The following is a 21,517-nucleotide window of genomic DNA, read 5'->3' as shown; positions in this document are numbered from 1 at the left end:
ACCCATAAGCAAGGGTTGGCCCTATAATGGCCGGCCTCTCCACACCCTCTGAATAACAATCAGGAGCCAACAGAATGGACGAGCAACTGCGCCAAGCCGCACTCGATTTCCACCAGTTCCCGCAGCCGGGCAAGATCCAGGTCGCCCCAACCAAACCGCTGGCCACCCAGCGCGACCTGGCACTTGCCTACTCCCCGGGCGTAGCCGCACCCTGCGACGCTATCGTGGAAGACCCGCTGAACGCCTACAAATACACCGCCCGTGGCAACCTGGTTGCCGTGGTGACCAACGGTACCGCCGTACTGGGCCTGGGCAATATCGGCCCGCTGGCCGGCAAGCCGGTGATGGAAGGTAAAGGCGTTCTGTTCAAGAAATTTGCCGGTGTCGACGTGTTCGACATCGAGCTGAACGAAAACGACCCGGACAAGCTGGTTGACATCATCTGCTCGATGGAGCCGACCTTCGGCGGCATCAACCTGGAAGACATCAAGGCGCCCGAGTGCTTCTACATCGAGAAGAAGTGCCGTGAACGCATGAACATTCCGGTATTCCACGACGACCAGCACGGCACCGCCATCGTGGCCGCCGCTGCGGTACTGAACTCGCTGCGTCTGGTGAACAAGGACATCGGCAACGTCCGCGTGGTGACCTCCGGTGCCGGCGCCGCTGCCATTGCCTGCCTGGACCTGCTGGTAGCCCTGGGCGTGAAGCGCGAGAACATCACCGTTTGCGACTCCAAAGGCGTGATCTTCCAGGGTCGCGACGAGAAGATGGACGAGTCCAAGCTGCGCTTCGCCATCCCGGACAACGGCCAGCGCAAACTGGCTGACGCCATGGTCGGCGCCGACATCTTCATGGGTCTGTCCGGCCCGAAACTGGTGACCCAGGACATGGTGAAATCCATGGCCGCCTACCCGGTGATTCTGGCCATGGCCAACCCGGAACCGGAAATCCTGCCGCCGCTGGTGAAAGAAGTACGCCCGGATGCCATCATCGGTACCGGCCGTTCGGACTACCCGAACCAGGTGAACAACGTACTGTGCTTCCCGTTCATCTTCCGTGGTGCGCTGGATGTGGGCGCCACCACCATCAACGACGAGATGAAACTGGCCTGCGTGCGCGCCATTGCCGACCTGGCCATGGCCGAGCAGAACGACGTGGTGGCTTCCGCCTACGGCGACCAGGAACTGTCCTTCGGCCCGGAATACGTGATTCCGAAGCCGTTCGACCCGCGCCTGATCGTGAAGATCGCCCCGGCCGTGGCCAAAGCCGCCATGGATTCCGGCGTGGCTACCCGCCCGATCAAGGACTTCGACGCCTACGTGGACCAGCTGGCCCAGTTCGTGTACAAGACCAACCTGTTCATGAAACCAGTATTCGCCCAGGCCAAGAAAGAAGCCAAGCGCGTAGTACTGGCCGAAGGTGAAGACGAGCGCGTACTGCACGCCACCCAGGAAATCGTATCGCAAGGCCTGGCCAAGCCGATCCTGATCGGTCGCCCGGCGGTGATTGCCAAGCGTATCGAAAAACTGGGCCTGAAGCTGGAAGCCGGCAAAGACTTCGATCTGGTGAACAACGAGTCCGATCCGCGCTTTGGCGACTACTGGAAGGAATACTACAACCTGATGAAGCGCAAAGGCGTTTCGCAGGAACAGGCCCGTCGCCGCGTGATCGGCAACACCACGCTGATCGGCGCGCTGATGGTACGCCGCGGCGAAGCCGACGCGCTGATCTGCGGTACCTACGGTACTTACCGCCAGCATCTGGATATCGTGCGCGACGTCATCGGTTACGCCCGTGAAGATAAAGTGGCCGGCGCCATGAACGCGCTGATCCTGCCGACCGGCAACATCTTCATCACCGACACCTACGTCAACGAAAGCCCGGACGCGCCGCAACTGGCCGCCATTACCGAAATGGCCGCCCGCGCGGTAAGCCGCTTCGGTATCGCCCCGAAAGTGGCCCTGCTGTCGAACTCCAGTTTCGGCACCTGGAACACCGAAGGCGCCAGCAAGATGCGTAATGCGCTGGAACTGATCCGTGACGCGCACCCGGACCTGGAAATCGACGGCGAAATGCAAGGCGACGCCGCGCTGGTGGAAGCCATCCGCCAGCAAGCCATGCCGGACAGCACGCTGAAAGGCGCGGCCAACCTGCTGGTAATGCCGAACGTGGAAGCAGCCAACATCAGCTACAACCTGCTGCGCGTGTCTGCGTCCGACGGTGTGACCATCGGCCCGATCCTGATGGGTATGGCCAAGCCGGTACACATCCTGACCCAGATCTCGTCGGTACGCCGTATCGTCAACATGGTGGCTCTGGCCGCTGTGGATGCACAGAACGGTAACTGATCCGCTCTGCCAACGGCAGCATGACAACGGGCCCCAGTGGGGCCCGTTTTTTATTGCCATGCGCATGCCCACTGGCGCAATCTGCACTAAGATACAGACACAACAAACCAGAACAGGAGCCAGCATGAGTGCCGAATTCAACCCCGCCGACCCATTTGCGCTGTTCCGCCAGATGATGCAGTCGGCCACGCCACCCGGCGCCCAGCCCTTTCTGCCGCCGATGAGCAGCGAAGAAGTCGAGCGCAAGATCGCCGAACTCAAGGTGGTGGAAACCTGGCTCACCATGAACCTGGGCATGCTGTCGATGCAGATCAAGACGCTGGAAATGCAAAAAGCCGCGCTGGCTGCGCTGCGTCCGAAAGAATAAGCCCGCTCTGGTTGGCCGCCCTGCTTGCGGCCAACCATGTTTCATTTGGACAGCACGCGCGGCGCCGGTAGAATGCCCGGCATGAATGCACCCCGCTTTGTCCATCTTCGCCTCCACTCGGAGTTTTCCATCACCGACGGCATCGTCCGCCTGGACGACGCCATCAAGCGCGCCGTCAAGGATGGCATGCCGGCGCTGGGCATGTCCGACCTGATGAACATCTTCGGCATGGTCAAGTTTTACAAGGCCTGCCGCGGCAAGGGCATCAAGCCCATCGTGTCGTGCGACATCTGGCTGGAAAATGCCGAAGACCGTGACAAACCGTACCGGCTGCTGCTGACGGCGAAAAACCGCGAAGGCTACCGCCGCCTGTGCGAGCTGCTGACGCGCGCCTTTACCTACAACCAGTACCGTGGCCGCGCCGAAATCAAGCGCGCCTGGCTGGAAGAAGGCGACAACAGCAACCTGCTGTGCCTGTCCGGCGCCCACCTGGGCGACGTGGGCATGGCCTTCGCCAACGGCAACGCCGACGAAGCGCGCAGCCGCGCCGAGTACTGGGCGCGGCTGTTCCCCGGCGCCTTCTACCTGGAGCTGCAACGGCTGGACAACCCGCAGGTAGAAAACATCCTGCAGTCCACGCTGTGGCTGGCCGGCGAAACCGGCCTGCCGGTGGTGGCAACCCACCCTATCCAGTTCATGGACCCGGACGACTTCAAGGCGCACGAGGCACGGGTGTGCATTGCCGAAGGCTATACGCTGGGCGACAAGCGCCGCCCGCGCCAGTTTGCCGAATGCCAGTCTTTCCTCAGCACCGAACAGATGCTGGCGCGCTTTGCCGACATTCCCGAGGCGCTGGAAAACACGGTGCAGATTGCCCGCCGCTGCAACATCAACGTGGTACTGGGCAAGAACTACCTGCCGGACTTCCCCACCCCGGACGGCATGACGCTGAACGACTTCCTGGTATACGAAGCCAAGCGAGGGCTGGATGCGCGGCTGGCACAACTGTACCCGGACCCGGCCGAGCGCGAGGCGCGACGCCCGGAATACGACGCGCGGCTGAAATTCGAGTGCGACACCATCATCCAGATGGGCTTCCCCGGCTACTTCCTGATCGTGGCCGACTTTATCCAGTGGGGCAAGGCCAACGGCTGCCCGGTGGGCCCGGGCCGGGGTTCCGGTGCCGGCTCGCTGGTGGCGTACAGCCTCAGCATTACCGACCTCGACCCGCTCAAGTACGCGCTGCTGTTCGAACGCTTCCTGAACCCGGAGCGGGTATCGATGCCCGACTTCGACGTGGACTTCTGCCAGGAAAACCGCTGGCGCGTGATCGAATACACGCGCCGCAAGTACGGCGAAGAGGCGGTAAGCCAGATTGCCACCTTCGGCACCATGTCGTCCAAGTCGGTGATCCGTGACGTTGGCCGCGTGCTCGACCTGCCGTTCGGCCTGTGCGACAAGCTGTCCAAGCTGATTCCGCTGGAGGCCAACAAGCCGTTGAGCCTGGAAAAGGCCATGGCCGCCGAGCCGCAAATCGGGGAGACCATCGAAAGCGAAGGCGCGAACGAGCTGATCGAGCTGGCGATGAAGCTGGAAGACCTCACCCGCGGCATCGGCATGCACGCCGGCGGCGTGCTGATCGCCCCCGGCAAGCTCACCGACTTCTGCCCGCTGTACATCGCCAGCGGCGAAGGCGCGTCGCCGGTGTCGATGTACGACAAGGACGACGTGGAGCAGATCGGCCTGGTGAAGTTCGACTTCCTGGGCCTGCGCAACCTCACCATCATCGAGCTGGCGCAAAAGTACATCAAGGACGTTAGCGGCCAGGACGTGGACGTGGCCAAGCTGCCACTGGACGACCAGCTGGCGTACAAGGTCTTCGCCAGCGGCAACACCACCGGCGTGTTCCAGTTTGAATCCACCGGTATGAAAAAGATGCTGGTGGAGGCCAAGCCCAGCAAGTTTGAAGAGATTATCGCCTTCGTGGCCCTGTACCGGCCGGGCCCGATGGACCTGATTCCCGACTTCATCCAGCGGATGCACGGCGCCAAGTTCGAGTACCTGCACCCGCTGCTGGAGCCTGTACTGGCGCCCACCTACGGCATCATGGTGTACCAGGAACAGGTAATGCAGGCGGCGCAGGTGTGCGGCGGCTACAGCCTGGGCGGCGCCGACTTGCTGCGTCGTGCCATGGGTAAAAAGAAGGTCGAGGAAATGGTGGCGCAGCGCGCCATGTTCGTGAAAGGCGCGGCCGGCAACGGCATCGACGAGGCCAAGGCCAACGAAATCTTCGACTACATGGAGAAGTTCGCCGGCTACGGCTTCAACAAGTCGCACGCCGCCGCCTACGCGCTGGTGGCCTACCACACCGCCTGGCTGAAAGCGCACCACTGCGCCGCCTACATGGCGGCCACCATGTCCACCGAACTGGACAACACCGACCAGCTGAAGGTGTTCTACGACGACGCCACCGACGGCAAGAACGGCCTCACCTTCCTGCCGCCGGACGTCAACCACAGCTTCTACCGCTTCGTGCCGGTAGACCGCAAACACATCCGCTACGCGCTGGGCGCCATCAAGGGCACCGGCGAGTCGGCGGTAGAGCACCTGGTGAAGGTACGCGAGGAAGGCGGCCCGTTCAGCAGCCTGTTCGACTTCTGCAACCGCACCGACAAAAAGCTGGTCAACAAGCGCGTGATCGAGGCACTGATCCGCGCCGGCGCCTTCGACAGCATCGAGCCCAACCGTGCGCTGCTGTTCAACAACGTGGCGCTGGCGATGACCGCCGCCGAACAGCAGGCGGCCAACGCCAACCAGGGCGGCCTGTTCGACATGTTCGACGACGACAGCGCCCCCAGCGTGGACATGGTAGCGTGCAAGCCGTGGCCGGCCGCCATCCAGCTGGCCGAAGAGAAAATCGCCATCGGTTTTTACCTGTCCGGCCACCCGTTCTCGGCCTACGAAAAAGAAGTGCGCGGCTTCATCCGCACCCCGCTGGCCAAGCTGGCGCCGCGGCGCGAACCGCAGCTGCTGGCCGGCTTCGTCACCGGCATCCGCACCAAGGTGGGCAACCGCGGCAAGATGGCCTTCATCCAGCTGGACGACGGCAGCGCCAAGCTGGAAGTGAGCCTGTTTGCCGAGGCGGTAGACGCCAACCGCAGCAAGCTGAAGGACGACGTGGTGCTGGTGGTGGAAGGCAAGGTCAGCGAAGATCGCTTCAGCGGTGGCATGCGCATCATCGCCGAGCACCTGTACGAGCTGGGCGAGGCGCGCAGCCGCTACGCACGCAGCCTGTCGCTACAGATGCGCGCCGGCCACGACGTAGCCACGCTACGCAACATCATCACCCCCTACCTCAGCCCGGACAGCGGCTGCCCGCTGCGCATTACCTACCACGGTGCCAAGGCGCGCGGCGACCTGATGCTGCCGCCGGAATGGGGCGTACGGCTGGACGACGCGCTGCTGATGACGCTGGAAGACTGGCTGGGCGACAACAGCGTGAAGATCCTGTGGTAAAGCGCTGCGGCCAACCCTGACCTTGGCCACGCCATGGCACAAGGCCCGTTTGCTGCGCAAACGGGCCTTGTCATTGATGCAAACGCCTGCTGCTCAGGCAAACCACTCCGCCGGCGCATCGTCGCCGGGGAAAGCCATCAGCCCCTGCGAGCTGAGCCCGGCGCCGCGCAATACCGCCGCCGACGCGGCATTGCCCGGCGTGATGTAAGCCACCACCCGTGGCAGGCCCAGTACGCGGCGGCCGTAATCGATACAGCCCCTGGCGGCCTCCTGCGCGTAGCCGTGGCCGCGCGCCGCCGGCAAGAACACGTAGCCCACATCCACATCCGGCAAGCCGTCGCGGCGGAACAGCCCGCACAAGCCCAAAGCCGCGCCGTCGTCGCGACGCGTGACCAGCCAGAAGCCGAAACCGTTGGCCGCATAGTGCGGCAGGATGCGCTCGCGGATGTGGCTGACAGCGTCGGCCTCGCTGCGCAGGCCGATGTCGCGTACCTGGCGTACAAAGTCCGGGTCGTTCAGCGCCGCCAGCACCACGGCGGCGTCCTGTTCGTCAATGCAGCGCAAGCGCAGGCGCGGGGTCTCGAAAACCGTCATGGCGGGCAACCTCAGCAGGGCAAAGCCTCACGCTAGCAGCTGTCGCCAGCGACGTCACATGGCCGAAGCGACAGGTGGCCGCCCGCGCTACAATGCCGCCTTCCCTTTCACACCCGCAGCCGTACCGCCTGCGCCAGCCGCCGCATACCATGACCACCACCATTGTCCTGATCTTTCTCGTCGTCTACCTCGGCATGATCCTGGGCGGCCTGCCCTTCCTGCAGCTGGACCGCACCGGCGTGGCGCTGCTGGGCGCCATTGCCCTGCTCGGCATCGACGCGCTGACGCCGGAACAGGCAGTAGCCGCCGTGCACCTGCCTACCATCATGCTGCTGTTTTCCTTCATGGTGATCTCGGCGCAAATGCGGCTGGGTGGTTTTTACGACTGGGTGACGCGGCGGCTGGCGGCGCTGGCCATTCAGCCACCGCAGTTACTGGCGGTGCTGATTGCGGTCACCGCCGCGCTGTCGGCGGTATTCAGCAACGACATCGTCTGCCTGGCGATGGCGCCGGTGCTGGTGGACGCCTGCAAGCAACGCCGGCTGGCGCCGGTGCCGTTCCTGTTGGCGCTGGCCTGTGCGGCCAACATCGGCTCGGCGGCCACGCTGATCGGCAACCCGCAGAACATGCTGATCGGCCAGAGCCTGCGGCTGCCGTTTGCCGGCTACTTCCTCGACGCCTTGCCGCCGGTGCTGCTGGGGCTGGTGCTGAGCTGGGCGGTGATTGCCTGGCTGTACCGTGGCCGCTGGCAGGCGGCAGACAACGCCGCCGGTGACGACAGCCCGCGCGAGGACGTGCCGTTTGACGCCTGGCAAACCGGCAAGGGCCTGGCGGTGGCGCTGGCACTGCTGGTGGGCTTTCTGGTGGCGCCGTGGCCGGCCGAACACCTGGCGCTGATCGGCGCCGGCCTGCTGCTGATGAGCCGCAAGCTGCATTCGCGCCACATGCTGGGCCTGGTGGACTGGGAGCTGCTGGTGCTGTTTGTCAGCCTGTTCGTGGTGAACAGCGCCTTGCAGCATACCGGCGTTACCGCGCAGGCCATCGCCAGCCTGGCCAGTGCCGGCGTCGACCTCAGCCACACCGGCACGCTGTTTGCCGCCACCTTCCTGCTCTCTAACGTGGTGTCCAACGTGCCAGCGGTGATGCTGCTGTTGCCGGTGACGCCGGCCGAAGGCGGCGGCCTGCTGCTGGCGCTGGTAAGCACGCTGGCCGGCAACCTGCTGATCGTGGGCAGCATCGCCAACATCATCGTGGTGGACGCTGCGGCCCGGCGCGGCGTGGCCATCGACTGGCGCGTGCACGCCCGGGTGGGGGTGCCGGTTACGCTGCTGACGCTGGCCGCCAGCGCGGCTTATCTGTTGTTGCGCTTTTGAGCCACCGGGCGACATGCCCGGTCGCCACGCGCTACGCAATGCGTGGGCGCTTGCAATTACCCTTGAAATGGCAGGGGTTTATTGCTTAGTCTGATGGCAATACAACTCGAACAAGATCGCCTGCCATGCTCACCGCCTTGCCGGGGCTGCGCCCCACCCTGCTGGAATCGCTGCGTCACTACAACCGGGCCCTGTTCCGCCAAGACCTGATGGCCGGCCTCACCGTCGGCATCGTGGCACTACCCTTGGCCATGGCGTTTGCCATTGCCAGCGGGGTACCGCCGCAGGCCGGCATCTTTACCGCCGTCATTGCCGGCTTCCTGGCGTCGGCGCTGGGCGGCACCCGGCTATGCGTTACCGGCCCCACCGGCGCCTTCATCGTCATCATCTACGGCATCGTGCTGAAGTACGGCGTGGCCAACCTGATCCTGTGTACTTTCATGGCCGGGGTGATGCTGGTGATCATGGGGCTGCTGCGGCTAGGCCAGGTGATCAAGTTTTTTCCGATGCCGCTGATTACCGGCTTTACCAACGGCATTGCGGTGCTGATCTTCCTTACCCAGCTGAAAGACTTCTTCGGGCTGCCGATCGACAAGATGCCGGCCGGCTTCTTTGCCGTCATCGACCTGCTGCGCCATACCCTGCCGCAATTCGACCCGCTAACGCTGGCCATTGCCATGGCCACGCTGCTGCTGATCCTGCTGTGGCCGAAAAAGCTGGGCAAGACGCTGCCAGGGCCGTTTGTGGCGCTGATCCTGGCCACGCTAACGGTAACGCTGTTCGAGCTGCCACTGGCCACCATTGGCAGCAAATTCGGCGGCATTCCGCAGGGCCTGCCCGAGGTGCACGGCCTGAGCTTCGACCCCGAACACCTGTCCGACCTGCTGGCGCCGGCGTTTACCATCGCGCTGCTGGGCGCTATCGAGTCGCTGCTGTGCGCGGTGGTGGCCGACAGCCTCACCGGCGACAAGCACGACGCCAACCAGGAACTGATCGCGCAGGGCATCGCCAATATGGTAGTGCCGTTTTTTGGCGGCATACCGGCTACCGGCGCCATCGCCCGCACTGCCACCAACATCAGCAACGGCGGCCAAACACCGGTCGCCGGCATCGTGCACGCCGCGCTGCTGTTGCTGGTGATCCTGATCGCCGCGCCGCTGGCGGCCTACATTCCGCTGGCAGCGCTGGCCGCCATCCTGATTTCGGTGTCGATCAAGATGGGCGACTGGGACGTGCGCAAGGCGGCGCAGTTTCCGCGCCAGGACACGGCCATCCTGATCGTCACCTTCGTGCTGACCGTGGTGTTCGACCTGACCATCGCGGTACAGATCGGCCTGATGATGGCGGCCGTGTTCTTTATCCGCCGCATGGCGGCCAGCACCAGCATCCAGCGCCTGCGCGCCGAGCACGCGCTGATGTACGAGCGGCATTCCATTGCCGGCAAGCACGTGCCGGACGGCTGCGTGGCCTTCCGTGTCGAGGGCGCGCTGTTCTTTGGTGCGGCCGACTCGCTGGAGCACATCATCACCGAAGCCACCGACGCGCGGGTGATCATCCTGCAGTTGCACCGGCTGGTGCTGCTGGACACCAGCGGCCTGCTGGCGCTGTCCACGCTGAACGAACGGCTGCAACAGCAAGACCGCACGCTGATCCTGTGCGGCGCCGGCAACGAGATTACCGCCATGATCCGCCACGCACCGCTGGCGGAGGAAATGGGCGAACGCAATATCCAGCCCGACCTGGTCACCGCCTTGCGCCGCGCCGAAGACATCCTCACCAGCGGCGTGGTGTGGGGCTGATGGGCAAGGAAAAAGGTTGGCCGCACGCTGCGGCCAACCCTGACACTCTACCGGCTACCACCGCCGGCTGTTTAACCCGCTAAAAGCGGCTGATTTCCTTCTCGGACGCCTCGAACACCTGCGACGCCGGGCCCACCACCAATACGTCCGGCTTCAGGATGGCTTCGTTCTTGCCGGGGTACGGCAGCGTCCACAGGAAGTGGCGCAGGCAGTTCAAGCGTGCGCGCTTCTTGTCGTCGGACTTGATCACCGTCCACGGCGCGTCGGCGGTGTCGGTGTGGAAGAACATCGCCTTCTTGGCTTCGGTGTAGTCGTCCCATTTGTCCAGCGACTGGATGTCGATCGGCGACAGTTTCCAGTGCTTCAGCGGGTCGTCGCGGCGCGAGATGAAGCGGCGCAGCTGCTCTTCACGGCTTACCGAGAACCAGAACTTGAACAGGCGGATGCCGCTGTTCACCAGCATGCGCTCCAGCTGCGGCGTCTGGCGCATGAACTCCAGGTATTCCTGCGGGTTGCAGAAGCCCATCACCCGCTCCACACCGGCACGGTTGTACCAGCTGCGGTCGAACAGCACGATCTCGCCGGCGGTAGGCAGCAGCTGGATGTAACGCTGGAAATACCACTGGCCGCGTTCCTGCTCGGTAGGTTTTTCCAGCGCCACCACACGGGCGCCGCGCGGGTTCAGGTGCTCCATGAAGCGCTTGATGGTGCCGCCCTTGCCGGCAGCGTCGCGGCCTTCAAAGATCACCACGATCTTCTGGCCGGTTTCCTTCACCCAGCTTTGCACCTTCAGCAGTTCCACCTGCAGCTCGGCTTTCTGGCGCTCGTAGTCGGCGCGCTTGATGCGGTTCTTGTACGGGTAGTCGGCCGGCAGCGGCGCGCTATTGCTGTCTTCGGACGAGCCCTGCGGCGCGTGCGCCACCTGCATGGCGACCGGCGCATGGCTGACGGCCTCGATCTCGCGGGCGGCGGCCTCGCGGCGCACCTGGGCCGGGGTTTTGCGCGGTTTGCGCGCCGGGGCTGCCGGCGGGTTGGCCGCGTCGGAAATGACGGTGTCGGAATCGGCCACCAGGGCCTTGTCGTTATCGTTCATGGGCTTGCCTCGTGGGGTGTGTGACAAAGCCATGCTACGCCGGTGTCTTGTCATATTTATCCATTTCGATAAATGGATTTGATATGGCGCAAATCCTCGCCCACGCTGCAGCCACCTTCGCCACGGCTTGCGCCAGCGCATGGCTGGCCCGATCGCCATCACAATCCTCGCCTGCCCTGCGGGGCACTAGCCGCGATGGTGGGGTTATCGGTTACAATCGTACGATTATCGATTGCTCAACCCACTAAAACCGATGTCTGCAGAAAACAATGCTCCGGTGATCAGCAACTTCATCCGCTCGATCATCGACGAAGACCTGGCCACCGGCAAACGTGCCGCGGTGGTAACCCGCTTTCCGCCCGAGCCGAACGGCTACGCCCACGTGGGCCACGCCAAGGCGATCTGCATCAACTTCGGCCTGGCCGAAGACTACAACGGCCAGTGCAACCTGCGCATGGACGACACCAACCCGGAAAAAGAATCCGACGAGTTCGTACAGGCCTTCCGCGAGGACATCAGCTGGCTGGGCTTCCAGTGGAACGGCGACATCCGTTTTGCTTCCGATTACTTCGACCAGCTGTACGACTTTGCCGTGGAGCTGATCCGCGCCGGCAAGGCCTTCGTCTGCGACCTGACGCCGGACGAAATGCGCGAGTACCGTGGCGGCCTGACCGCACCGGGCAAGAACAGCCCGTACCGTGAACGCAGCGTGGAGGACAACCTCGACCTGTTCACCCGCATGAAGAACGGCGAGTTTGCCGACGGCAGCAAGACGCTGCGCCTGAAGATAGACATGGCCTCGCCCAACATCAACCTGCGTGACCCGGCCATCTACCGTATCCGCCGCGTGCATCACCACCGTACCGGCGACAAGTGGTGCATCTACCCGATGTACGACTACACGCACTGCATTTCCGACGCCATCGAAGGCATCACCCACAGCCTGTGCTCGCTGGAATTCGAAGACCACCGCCCGCTGTACGACTGGGTGCTGGACAACATCAGCATCGGCCACCACCCGCAACAGATCGAATTCTCGCGCCTGGAGCTGCTGTACGCGCTGACCTCCAAGCGCAAGCTGCAACATCTGGTGAACCAGGGCGTGGTCACCGGCTGGGACGACCCGCGCATGCCCACCATCGCCGGCATGCGCCGCCGTGGCTACAGCCCGGCCGGCATCCGCCTGTTTGCGCAGCGCATCGGCGTGTCCAAGAGCGAAAACATCATCGACATGTCGGTGCTGGAAGGCGCGGTGCGCGAGTCGCTGGAAAACGAATCGCCGCGCGTGATTGCGGTGCTGGACCCGATCAAGGTCACGCTCACCAACTACCAGGAAGGCGTGAGCGGCAGCCGCAGCGCACCGTTCCACCCGCACCACCCGGAAATGGGCGAGCGCGAGATTCCGCTGGCACGCGAGATCTACATCGAACGCGAAGACTTCGCTGAAGTACCGCCGCCGAAGTGGCAGCGCCTGACGCCGGGCGGCGAAGTGCGCCTGCGCTACAGCTACGTGATCAAGTGCGATGAAGTGATCAAGGACGACAGCGGCAAGGTGGTGGAGCTGAAGTGCTCGATCGACCACGACACGCTGGGCCAGAACCCGGTTGGCCGCAAGGTGAAGGGCGTGATCCACTGGATTGCCGCCAACCATGCCATCGAAGCCGAAGTGCGCCTGTACGACCGCCTGTTCACCGAAGCGCGCCCGGACGCGGTACGCGGCGACGACGGCGAGTACGTCGACTTCATGAACTTCCTGAACCCGGCCTCGCTGACCACCATTACCGGCTACGTAGAGCCGGTGGTGCTGCAGGCTGCGCCGGAAACCCGCTACCAGTTCGAGCGCATCGGTTACTTCGTGACCGACCGCCACGACCACCAGGCGGGCGCCAAGCCGGTGTTCAACCGCACCGTTGGCCTGAAAGACAACTGGAGCAAATAAAATCTGCCATCACGGCAAGCCCTGCACGCAGGGGCTTGCCGTTTTTTTTTGCCCTGCGCGATACTGCAGGGTCTGCGTCTATAAAACGAAATACGGGGCCCATCCATGAAACTACGCTATCCGGCACTCTGCCTGTCCGTGCTTGCCGCCATGTCCGCCACCTCCGGTACCGCACTGGCCAAACCGGTGAAAGACCAGGTTTACAAGATCACCATCCTTCACACCAACGATCACCACGGCCGCTTCTGGCGCAATAGCGACGGCGAATACGGCATGGCCGCACGCAAGAACGTGATCGAACAGATTCGCGCCGACGTGCGCAAGAACGGCGGCTACAGCCTGCTGCTGGACGGCGGCGACGTAAACACCGGCGTGCCGGAATCCGACATGCAGGACGCCGAGCCGGACTTCAAGGGCATGAACCTGCTGGGCTACGACGCCATGGCAGTGGGCAACCACGAATTCGACAAATCGCCGGAAGTGCTGGCCAAACAGCGCCAGTGGATCAACTTCCCGATGCTGTCGGCCAACATCTACAAGGATGGCAAGCGCCTGTTCGAACCGTACCGCATCTTCAAACTGGGCGATGTGCGCGTGGCGGTGATGGGCCTGACCACCGACGACACCAAAAAGCTGACCAACCCGGAAAACACCAAGGGTATCGAGTTCCGCAAACCGGCGCGCGAAGCCGCCAAACTGGTACCACAGCTGCGCAAGCAGGCTGACGTGGTGATCGCCACCACCCACATGGGCCACTACGACGATGGCAACCATGGCGTGAATGCACCGGGCGACGTGGAAATGGCACGTGCAGTCAAGGGCCTGGACCTGATCGTGGGCGGCCACAGCCAGAGCCCGGTCTGCATGAAAGCCGAAAACGTGCGTGACACTGCCTACGTACCGGGCACCGATTGCGCACCGGACCGCCAGAACGGCGCCTGGATCGTACAAGCGCACGAATGGGGCAAATACGTTGGCCGCGCCGACTTCGAGTTCCGCAATGGCGAGTTCAAGCTGGTGAAGTACCAGCTGATCCCGATTAACCTGAAGAAGACGGTGAAAGGTGCCGACGGCAAGGAACAGAAGGTGTACTACACCCAGCAGGTACACGAGCACAGTGAGGTGCTGAACTTCCTCAAGCCCTACCAGGAAAAAGGCCAGGAAGCGCTGTCGGTGGAAATCGGCGCTACCGAAGGCAAACTGGTCGGCGACCGCAACCAGGTACGCAGCCAGCCCACCAGCATGGGCATCCTGATTGCCAGCGCGATGAAAGAAAAAGCGCAGGCCGACTTTGCCATCATGAACTCGGGTGGCGTGCGCGACTCCATCGCTGCCGGCAAGATCACCTACAAGGACGTGCTGAAGGTACAACCGTTCGGCAACACCCTGGTGTACGTGGACATGAACGGCAAAGAAGCGCTGGAGCTGCTGCGCACCGCGGCCAAGATGAGCCCGGGTTCCGGCGCCTTCCCGCAGTTTGCCGGCGTGAAACTGGTAATCGAGGGCGGTGACGTGAAACAGGCGCAGATCGGTGGCAAGGACATCGACCCGGCCAAGACCTACCGCGTGGCACTGAACAACTTCACCGCCGCCGGTGGTGATGGCTACCCGAAACTGTCCACCCACAAGGGTTACGTCAACACCGGCTACGCCGATGCCGACGTGCTGAAAGCCTTCATCAGCGCCCGGGGTGGCGTGATCAAGGCCGGCGCCTTCGACCCGGCCGGCGAGATCGTGCGCAAGTAAGCCTCTGGCGCCAGCTTGGCCGCACGCGGCCAACCTGGCCGCTTGCCACACCCCAAGGCCCCCGCTTTGTCTGCCAGAGCGGGGGCTTTTGTCTGCCCGAACGTTGGCCACAGGCGAAAACAGCAAGGCCGCTGCGCTGCAGCGGCCTTGCTGTTTGACGCTAGCGACAACGCCTTACGCCAGCTGCTGGCGCAAGAAGGCCACGGTACGGCCCCAGGCCAGCTCGGCGGCGGCCTTGTCGTAACGGGCGGCGTTGGTATCGTTGTTGAACGCGTGGTTGACGCCCGGGTACAGCTGCAGCGTGTAGCGGGAGCCGGCCGCTTTCAGTGCGTCCTCGAACGCCGGAATACCGGCATTGATGCGCTCGTCCAGCGCGGCATAATGCAGCAGCAGCGGCGCCTTGATGCGCGGCACGTCGGCAGCGGCCGGCTGCGCGCCGTAGTACACCACCCCGGCGCCCAGCGCCGGCGCATGCACCGCCAGTTGCCCCACTTGGCCGCCACCCCAGCAGAAGCCCACTGCCCCCACCTTGCCGTTGCCCTGCGCCTGCAGATAGGCCAGCGCCGCCAGCGACACATCGCGCGACAGCGCCGCGTCCAGGCTGCCGAATAGCTCGCGCGCCTTGTCTTCGTCCGCCGGCGTACCACCTTTGGTAGACAGATAATCCGGCGCCAGCACCACAAAGCCCTCCAGCGCCAGCTTGCGGGCCACGTCGCGAATATGCGGGTTGAGGCCACGGTTTTCGTGGATGACGATCACCGCCGGCAGCTGGCGCACATCAGCATGGGCAGGCTGTACGCGGTAGCCGTTGAGGCTGGCATCGCCAAGGCGGCCGAATACGGTGTCGGCAGCTTGCAGGCGGCTGTCGCTGGCGGCCACCTGCTGTGCTTGGGCATAGTTGTTTTCCAGCAGCGGCAGGATGGCGTAGGCGGCAGCGGTGCCACCGGCCAGCCGCGTCAGGCGCTGGAAAAAATCGCGCCGCGATAGCGGTGCGTGGGTGTATTCGTCGTACAGCTGGATAATGTCCTGGCTGACAGCGGGCAGTTCAGGCTTCTGGCTCATGTTTGGCTCCCTGGCTGGATGGGTGGCATGCACAACAAGCCAGCATAGACCATGCCGTGCCGGAAAAAATCCCGCCGCGTTTACGCCAGCCGGTACTTGCCCAGCATCTGCAACAGCCCCTGACCATGCTGATCCAGCAGGCGGCTGCCACCGGCCAGTTCGCCGGCAGTCTGGTGGCTGGCTTCGGCCAGGTTAGCCATGCGCTCGATTTCCACGCTGATCAGTGCCAACGCCTGCGACTGCTCCGACATCGACTGGGTAATCTCGCCCACCTGCTGCTTGACCTGGGCAGCGCTATCCACAATCTGGCGTACGGCCAGGTTGGCCGCACCGGCCCGCGCCACACCCTGCTCCACCTGTGCCACCGCCGACTGCATGGCCTGGCTGCTGCGCTCGGTTTCCTGGCGGATGCGCTCGATGGTGTCGGTAATCTGTGCCGTGGTTTGCGTGGTGCGCTCCGCCAGCTTGCGTACTTCGTCGGCCACCACGGCAAAACCGCGGCCACTCTCTCCGGCACGTGCAGCTTCAATGGCCGCATTCAGCGCCAGCAGGTTGGTCTGGTCGGCAATGTCCTGGATCATGACCACTGCATGGTTGATCTGCTCGGTGCTGCCCTGCAGGCGTTGCAGGTCACCGGCGGTCTGGTGCACCTGCGCCGCCATGTCGTTGATGCAGACAATGGTTTCCTCGATCACCATGCTGCCCTGCTGGGCCTCCTCACCCGCACGCTGCGCCACACCGTCCACGCCCTGCGCGTGCTCGGCCACCAGGCGGATACTGGCCGCCACTTCTTCCACTGTGGCGGCCATGCTGGTGCTGGCCTGGCTGGTAGCGCTGGCCTTTTCGTACAGGCTTTGCGAGGAAACCTTCAGCTGGCCGGCGGTACCGCCTATGCTGACGCCCACTTGCTGCATGTCGCGCAGATTGGCGCCCAACACATCCAGCAGGCCATGGAAAGAGGTGAATACTTCGCCCACTTCGTCCTGGGCCGGATGGCGGGCGCGGTGGCCCAGATCGAGATTGTCGCCAACGTGACGCACCGCCTGCCGCATCAATAGCAAAGGCCGACTGATGCTGCGGCCCAGCAGCACAGCGCAAACCAGCAGCAATAGCAAGCAGAACGCCACAATGACACCACTCCACTGCACGGCGAGGTCGATCGCAGCAAACAAGCTGCCGTTGTGCTGATTGATCTTTTCCAGATTGGCCGGCTTAAGGGCCTTGGTGAAGGCAGTGAGCTGATTACCCACCGGACGGATGGCATGGACTATCTGCTGCACCCGTTGCAGGTCGCCTTGCTCCTGGTAGGCAAACGCCTGCAACACCGCCGACTCGTAACGCCCCATATCGGCTTTGGCAGCCTGGATGCGTTGCTGCTCGGCGGCGTCACGGGTCATGGCCAGATAGCGGTCCAGCCCCGCCTGGGTTGCCGCGACTTCTTGGCGAAAAGTGTGCGACATGGCCGGCCAGCGGCTGCTGTCGCGCTCACTGAGAAACATCAACGCTGCACGCCGGGCATCACCGTAGTCTTCGGCAACGTCGGCAATGACATACATCTGCGGGGCATAGATGTCGGCAATCTGCCGCGCGTCTTCGCGGATATGGCTGAGTTGCAGCACCGTCATGCCGCCCACCGCCGTTACGCCCAACACGCCCATCAGCCCGAACAGGACCAGCTTGCTACGAATCTTCATTGCCTATCTTCCCTTGATAACCACCACGCCGTGGCGTGGCCACGCTTTGCATGGCAGGGATGATAGCGACAAAAACTATCAAATGAGAATTATTATCAAATTAACAATGACGATGCAAAAGGCAGGAAAATCAGGAAAGCTAATGCTTAAAATCGACCATTAAAAGCAATATCTGCCAATAATATGAAATTTCTATAAAACAAAACAACATCGATGAATAATTATTAGCATAAAACAAAATTTATATGCCAAATCGTAGCAGCATCAATTATCTGGCACCTGGTGGCAATCTTGCAGCAGCACGCGCTGCCCGGGGGTCACCCCCAGCGCGGCAAAGCCGCCTTGCGGCAATTCCAGCGCCGCCACACCCGGGCGTGATGACTGATGTACGTCCAGCGACATCGGCGTCATGTCCACAATCTGGAACAGCTCGCCCTGAGCGTCGATAAAGCCGATGGACAGCGGGCGCCAGGTATCGCGCATCCAGAAGCGCAGCAACTGCGGCTGCTCGAAGGCAAACCACATGCCGGACGAGACATCCTCCCGCTGCGACAGGCCGCGGCTGCGCGCCTCGTCGCTGGCGGCCAACGGCACGGCGGTGAGCGTGCGGCCATTGTCGAAGCGCACGCTACAGCTGGGCATGGCTGCGGCGGGCGCGCTGGCAACAGTGTCGGCGTACAGCGTGGCTGAAATCAGGGCAAAGAGGATTGGCAGCATGCGACGCAGCATCGGGGGTTCCTTGTCAGGGTTGGCCGCGCACGCCGGCCAGTTCGTGCAGCAAGGGCAGCAGCACGCGCACGCTGTCGCGGGCACGCTGCGCCAGGCGCCCGGGCGACAGCAGCGTCGGCAGGCGATCCAGGTTATCGATATCGGGGCGGTGCCAGCTGCTGCCACCGGTTATGCCGGGCAGGCTGGTCTGGGTATAACCGTCGCCCTGCCCCAGTGTCCAGTTGGTGGCCTCCAACGCCAGCACCGGTATACCGGCCTGATCGAAGCTTTCCTGGTCGGAACAGCAGCCAGTACCGGCCGGGTAGTCGGGATGGCGGCCCGGATTGGTGGCGGCGTCAACGCCCAGGCTTGCCGCCAGCGCCAGCGCCCGGTCGCGGGCAGCGCCGGCAGCCGGGTTGGCCGCGGTAGTCTGTTTGCCAGCGGTAAAGTACAGCTGGTCGCCGGTAAGCAGGCTATCCAGATTGATCATCAGCAGCATATTGCCGCGCTGTGCCGGTGCCAGCCCGGCCAGGTAGGCTTGCGAGCCCTTGCGGCCCAGCTCCTTGGCGCCGAAGCCGACAAACACCAGCGTGTGCTCGGCGGGCACGCTGGCCAGTTGCTGCGCCAGCTCCAGCAACACGCCCAGGCCGGAGGCATTGTCGTCCAGGCCTTGCAGCTCGGGGCCGCCAAACACGCCTTCGTGGACTTCGTGCAGCGTGGTAGCGGTATCGAGGTGGGCACCGATCACAATCATCTTGCCGCTGCGGCCGGGTTTGACTGCCACCACATTGCGGGTAGACAGCAGCCGTTTCTGCCGCACATTGTTGGCAAACACGTACTGGTAGTCGGTATCGAAAGCCTGGAAGGTGGTGTGGTAGCCCAGGCTGGCCAGTTGCAGGTACAGGTACTCCGACGCGGCAAAATCACGGTCGGAGCCGGCCAGACGGCCGGCAAACTGGCTGGCGATGTAGCGGGTTTCGCGGGTGGCCAACTCGCCAGGCACGGCAGGCGGTGCTGCCTGCGACAGGCCGCACGCCAGCAGGCACAGGCCGGCAGCTAGGGTTCGGGCCATGAAGATGCGTCCTACAGGGTCAATGGCTGGATGATAGTGCGCAGACACCGGCTCAGGCCAGCACCGCACGCGCCGGGCCGGCATCGGCCGCGTGGAACACCACGCTATTGCGCCCGTTCTGCTTGGCACGGTACAGCGCGGCGTCGGCCTGTGCCACCACATCGTCCAGCCCCTGGCCTGCCGGAAACAGCGTGACCCCCATGCTGACCGTCACCTGCACCTGCTCGCCGCCAACTTGCAGCGGTGTGGCCGCGATCAGCTGCCGCAAGCCGTCCAGGTGGCTGGCCAGTGCCTCGCGCTCGGCGCCGGCTACCAGCATCACAAACTCTTCGCCGCCCCAGCGTACCAGGCTGTCACTGCTACGCGCCTGCTGCCGCAACAGGCTGGCCACCGCCACCAGCACGTGGTCGCCGGCCACGTGCCCCAGCTTGTCATTCACCTGTTTGAAGTGGTCGATGTCCAGCATCACCAGCGCCAGGGTATTGTTGCGCTGGCGCGCCGAACGCGTCTGCCGGGCCCAGGTTTCCTGGAACGCGTGCCGGTTGGCGCAGCCGGTCAGCTGGTCGGTGGTGGCCAGCCGTGCCAGGTCGCGGCTGCCGCGGTGGTTGATCAGCAGGATCAGCCCGATCACGGCCACCGCCATCAGGCCGCTGACCAGCAGGCTTTGCATCATCGCCTTGCGCGTCTTGTCCAGTTCGGCGGTTTCATCCTGCTCTACCAGCAGGTACCAGCCCAGATCGCTGAGGTAGCGCACGCTGAGGATGATGTTGTGGTTCTGGCGCTGCACAAAGAAAATCTGCGGCTGCCCGGTGTTGCGCAGGATCTGGCTGGCGATCGGCGCCAGCGCCGGGTCGTCCTGCAGGTTGCCACCTTTGCTGCGCTTGCCGTGCAGGATCACTTGCCCTTTGCCGTTCACCAGCGAAATGCCGCGTTCAAAGCGGGTTTCGTAGTGGTCTATCTTTTCGCGTACGCCTTCAACCGTCAGCCCCACCCCCACCACGGCAATGACGCGCTTGTTGTAGTCGTAGGCTTTGTAATTGACGAAAGCGGTCAGCTTGTTGCCGTTCTGCTGGTCGGTATCGATATTCAGCACGTAGTCGTGCGGGGAATGCAGCGCCTCGGTAAACCAGCGGTCCATCGGTGCTTCCGGGTTCACCTGGCGGGCAATGCCACCGGGGGCGTAGTAGCGCAGCGTGGCACGCGACACCACAAAGCTGGAAGAGGTGTGATAGCGGTTGCGGATCTCGCTCAGGTAGCGGGCAATCGGCGTGGCAGACTGCTCACCGCCGACAATCCAGTCGCGCACGAAGGTGTCGTGCGCCATCAGCGACGACACCAGGATGGGCCGCACCACGTCCTTGCTGATTTCGGAATAGATATTGTCACCGGTCAGCGGCAGGCCCTGCTCGATGATGTCTTGCCGCACGCGGTCTCGGCTGGACGAGTAATTGATCAGCAGGTTGGCCGCCGTCCCGGCCAACAGGATGACGGCAATCAGCCAGGTAATCTGGCGCTGTTTTCGGCTTATCTCCACTCCATCCCCATTGCAAGTGTCTGCCCGCAAGTACGGTGCCTGCGTCGGCTTTATCGTTATGGTACACGCGAAGACATCTTAACTGCTGATGAAAGTCATTACTATAAAATGATTGTAGCCATCTGCGGTGTCTATCGGACTCCGCTACCGCAGGCGCCAGGCAGCCAAGCCGCCCGGCACCGGCAGTGGGAGCTGGCTAGCTGCGGATGAAGCGCTCGAATACTTCGGCGTAATCCTTGCGGTGGGCGGCCGAGCCCGCCTGCGCCAGCGTGGCATGGTAAAAGCCGTACAGCGCCTGCGCCTGGCCGGCCAGTTCTCCGCCGTCACCGCCGTGGCGCGCCAGCGAGCTGACCACGCGGTCCAGGCTGTGGTTTACCTCCTGGTAGCGACGGTGCTCGTCCGCCATCAGCTGGCTGATCTCGATCAGCGCCTTGTAGATGTCCTTCAGCGGCTCCAGGTGGTCCTTGTGCACATCGATGGAAAACGCCTGGCCGCCCAGCGCAAATTTCAGTTCCACGTCCAGGTCGATGGTGCCGGCGGTTTCCAGCTGCACGCCTTCGATATCGTGCTGGTAGTAGTCATAGCGCTTCAGCAAGGCTTTGTTGCACAAATCAGCTGCAGGTCGAGCTACCCCAATCCCCGGGCAGATCTATCCCATGCGGACCGTTT

General features: G+C 63.4%; 15 protein-coding genes. 7 read left to right on the top strand and 8 right to left on the bottom strand.

The window, feature by feature from the left end; translation table 11 throughout:
• Positions 1-74: 74 nt before the first annotated feature.
• The 3 genes from FLQ03_RS06025 to dnaE all read left to right on the top strand — a co-directional run bounded on the left by FLQ03_RS06025 (position 75) and on the right by dnaE (position 6,234).
• Positions 75-2,351 carry an NADP-dependent malic enzyme gene (locus FLQ03_RS06025; RefSeq protein ID WP_144373941.1) on the top strand — a complete coding sequence of 759 codons (2,277 nt, stop codon included), beginning with the start codon at positions 75-77 and terminating at the stop codon, positions 2,349-2,351.
• A gap of 124 nt (positions 2,352-2,475) precedes the next feature.
• Entirely contained in the window at positions 2,476-2,718 is a 243-nt protein-coding gene (locus tag FLQ03_RS06020; RefSeq protein ID WP_144373940.1) for a PhaM family polyhydroxyalkanoate granule multifunctional regulatory protein, read from the top strand.
• 81 nt (positions 2,719-2,799) lie between these two features.
• Positions 2,800-6,234, top strand: a complete 3,435-nt coding sequence (gene dnaE, locus FLQ03_RS06015) for a DNA polymerase III subunit alpha (protein ID WP_144373939.1) — start codon at positions 2,800-2,802, stop codon at positions 6,232-6,234.
• Between the two features lie 93 nt (positions 6,235-6,327).
• On the opposite strand, the gene FLQ03_RS06010 is transcribed toward dnaE, so the two are convergent.
• Complete coding sequence (locus FLQ03_RS06010) at positions 6,328-6,828, bottom strand: GNAT family N-acetyltransferase (protein WP_144373938.1); 501 nt, start codon at positions 6,826-6,828, stop codon at positions 6,328-6,330.
• A 149-nt stretch (positions 6,829-6,977) separates the two neighbouring features.
• On the opposite strand from FLQ03_RS06010, the gene FLQ03_RS06005 reads away from it, so the two are divergent.
• A complete protein-coding gene (locus FLQ03_RS06005) occupies positions 6,978-8,201 on the top strand; it encodes an anion transporter (RefSeq protein WP_144373937.1) in 1,224 nt (407 codons plus the stop codon).
• Between the two features lie 125 nt (positions 8,202-8,326).
• A complete protein-coding gene (locus FLQ03_RS06000) occupies positions 8,327-10,000 on the top strand; it encodes a SulP family inorganic anion transporter (protein ID WP_144373936.1) in 1,674 nt (557 codons plus the stop codon).
• 79 nt (positions 10,001-10,079) lie between these two features.
• Here the strand turns inward: FLQ03_RS06000 and ppk2 are convergent, their stop codons facing one another.
• Positions 10,080-10,928 (bottom strand): polyphosphate kinase 2, encoded by an 849-nt coding sequence (gene ppk2, locus FLQ03_RS05995; protein WP_206210877.1) that lies wholly within the window; start codon positions 10,926-10,928, stop codon positions 10,080-10,082.
• Positions 10,929-11,346: 418 nt separating this feature from the next.
• On the opposite strand from ppk2, the gene FLQ03_RS05990 reads away from it, so the two are divergent.
• Positions 11,347-13,032, top strand: a complete 1,686-nt coding sequence (locus tag FLQ03_RS05990; RefSeq protein WP_144373934.1) for a glutamine--tRNA ligase/YqeY domain fusion protein — start codon at positions 11,347-11,349, stop codon at positions 13,030-13,032.
• 105 nt (positions 13,033-13,137) lie between these two features.
• Positions 13,138-14,778, top strand: coding sequence for a bifunctional UDP-sugar hydrolase/5'-nucleotidase UshA (ushA, locus tag FLQ03_RS05985; RefSeq protein WP_144373933.1), 1,641 nt, complete (start codon positions 13,138-13,140; stop codon positions 14,776-14,778).
• A gap of 174 nt (positions 14,779-14,952) precedes the next feature.
• On the opposite strand, the gene FLQ03_RS05980 is transcribed toward ushA, so the two are convergent.
• From FLQ03_RS05980 to FLQ03_RS05955, 6 genes are all read right to left on the bottom strand, one after another.
• Complete coding sequence (locus tag FLQ03_RS05980; protein ID WP_144373932.1) at positions 14,953-15,840, bottom strand: dienelactone hydrolase family protein; 888 nt, start codon at positions 15,838-15,840, stop codon at positions 14,953-14,955.
• 80 nt (positions 15,841-15,920) lie between these two features.
• Positions 15,921-17,534, bottom strand: coding sequence for a methyl-accepting chemotaxis protein (locus tag FLQ03_RS05975; RefSeq protein ID WP_144373931.1), 1,614 nt, complete (start codon positions 17,532-17,534; stop codon positions 15,921-15,923).
• A 264-nt stretch (positions 17,535-17,798) separates the two neighbouring features.
• Entirely contained in the window at positions 17,799-18,251 is a 453-nt protein-coding gene (locus FLQ03_RS05970; RefSeq protein ID WP_170252318.1) for a DUF192 domain-containing protein, read from the bottom strand.
• A gap of 25 nt (positions 18,252-18,276) precedes the next feature.
• The gene (locus FLQ03_RS05965; protein WP_170252317.1) at positions 18,277-19,314 is read right to left on the bottom strand and encodes an aminopeptidase; all 1,038 of its coding nucleotides are present in this window, start codon (positions 19,312-19,314) and stop codon (positions 18,277-18,279) included.
• Between the two features lie 52 nt (positions 19,315-19,366).
• A complete protein-coding gene (locus FLQ03_RS05960) occupies positions 19,367-20,848 on the bottom strand; it encodes a sensor domain-containing diguanylate cyclase (protein WP_144373928.1) in 1,482 nt (493 codons plus the stop codon).
• Positions 20,849-21,044: 196 nt separating this feature from the next.
• Entirely contained in the window at positions 21,045-21,443 is a 399-nt protein-coding gene (locus tag FLQ03_RS05955; protein WP_240802209.1) for a PH domain-containing protein, read from the bottom strand.
• Positions 21,444-21,517 lie beyond the last annotated feature (74 nt).

This window comes from Vogesella urethralis, from assembly GCF_007644045.2.
Classification (GTDB): domain Bacteria; phylum Pseudomonadota; class Gammaproteobacteria; order Burkholderiales; family Chromobacteriaceae; genus Vogesella; species Vogesella urethralis.
Note: the sequence above shows the minus strand (reverse complement) of the source record. Positions and strands in the feature narration are given on the sequence as shown.

Excerpts from the sequence above, each read along its gene's own strand:
- FLQ03_RS06025 (WP_144373941.1), top strand. The coding sequence starts at position 75 with ATGGACGAGCAACTGCGCCAAGCCGCACTCGATTTCCACCAGTTCCCG.
- FLQ03_RS05970 (WP_170252318.1), bottom strand. The coding sequence starts at position 18,251 with ATGCTGCCAATCCTCTTTGCCCTGATTTCAGCCACGCTGTACGCCGAC.
- dnaE (WP_144373939.1), top strand. The coding sequence starts at position 2,800 with ATGAATGCACCCCGCTTTGTCCATCTTCGCCTCCACTCGGAGTTTTCC.
- FLQ03_RS06005 (WP_144373937.1), top strand. The coding sequence starts at position 6,978 with ATGACCACCACCATTGTCCTGATCTTTCTCGTCGTCTACCTCGGCATG.
- FLQ03_RS05980 (WP_144373932.1), bottom strand. The coding sequence starts at position 15,840 with ATGAGCCAGAAGCCTGAACTGCCCGCTGTCAGCCAGGACATTATCCAG.
- FLQ03_RS05990 (WP_144373934.1), top strand. The coding sequence starts at position 11,347 with ATGTCTGCAGAAAACAATGCTCCGGTGATCAGCAACTTCATCCGCTCG.
- FLQ03_RS06010 (WP_144373938.1), bottom strand. The coding sequence starts at position 6,828 with ATGACGGTTTTCGAGACCCCGCGCCTGCGCTTGCGCTGCATTGACGAA.
- FLQ03_RS05965 (WP_170252317.1), bottom strand. The coding sequence starts at position 19,314 with ATGGCCCGAACCCTAGCTGCCGGCCTGTGCCTGCTGGCGTGCGGCCTG.
- FLQ03_RS06000 (WP_144373936.1), top strand. The coding sequence starts at position 8,327 with ATGCTCACCGCCTTGCCGGGGCTGCGCCCCACCCTGCTGGAATCGCTG.
- ushA (WP_144373933.1), top strand. The coding sequence starts at position 13,138 with ATGAAACTACGCTATCCGGCACTCTGCCTGTCCGTGCTTGCCGCCATG.
- ppk2 (WP_206210877.1), bottom strand. The coding sequence starts at position 10,928 with ATGCAGGTGGCGCACGCGCCGCAGGGCTCGTCCGAAGACAGCAATAGC.
- FLQ03_RS06020 (WP_144373940.1), top strand. The coding sequence starts at position 2,476 with ATGAGTGCCGAATTCAACCCCGCCGACCCATTTGCGCTGTTCCGCCAG.
- FLQ03_RS05975 (WP_144373931.1), bottom strand. The coding sequence starts at position 17,534 with ATGAAGATTCGTAGCAAGCTGGTCCTGTTCGGGCTGATGGGCGTGTTG.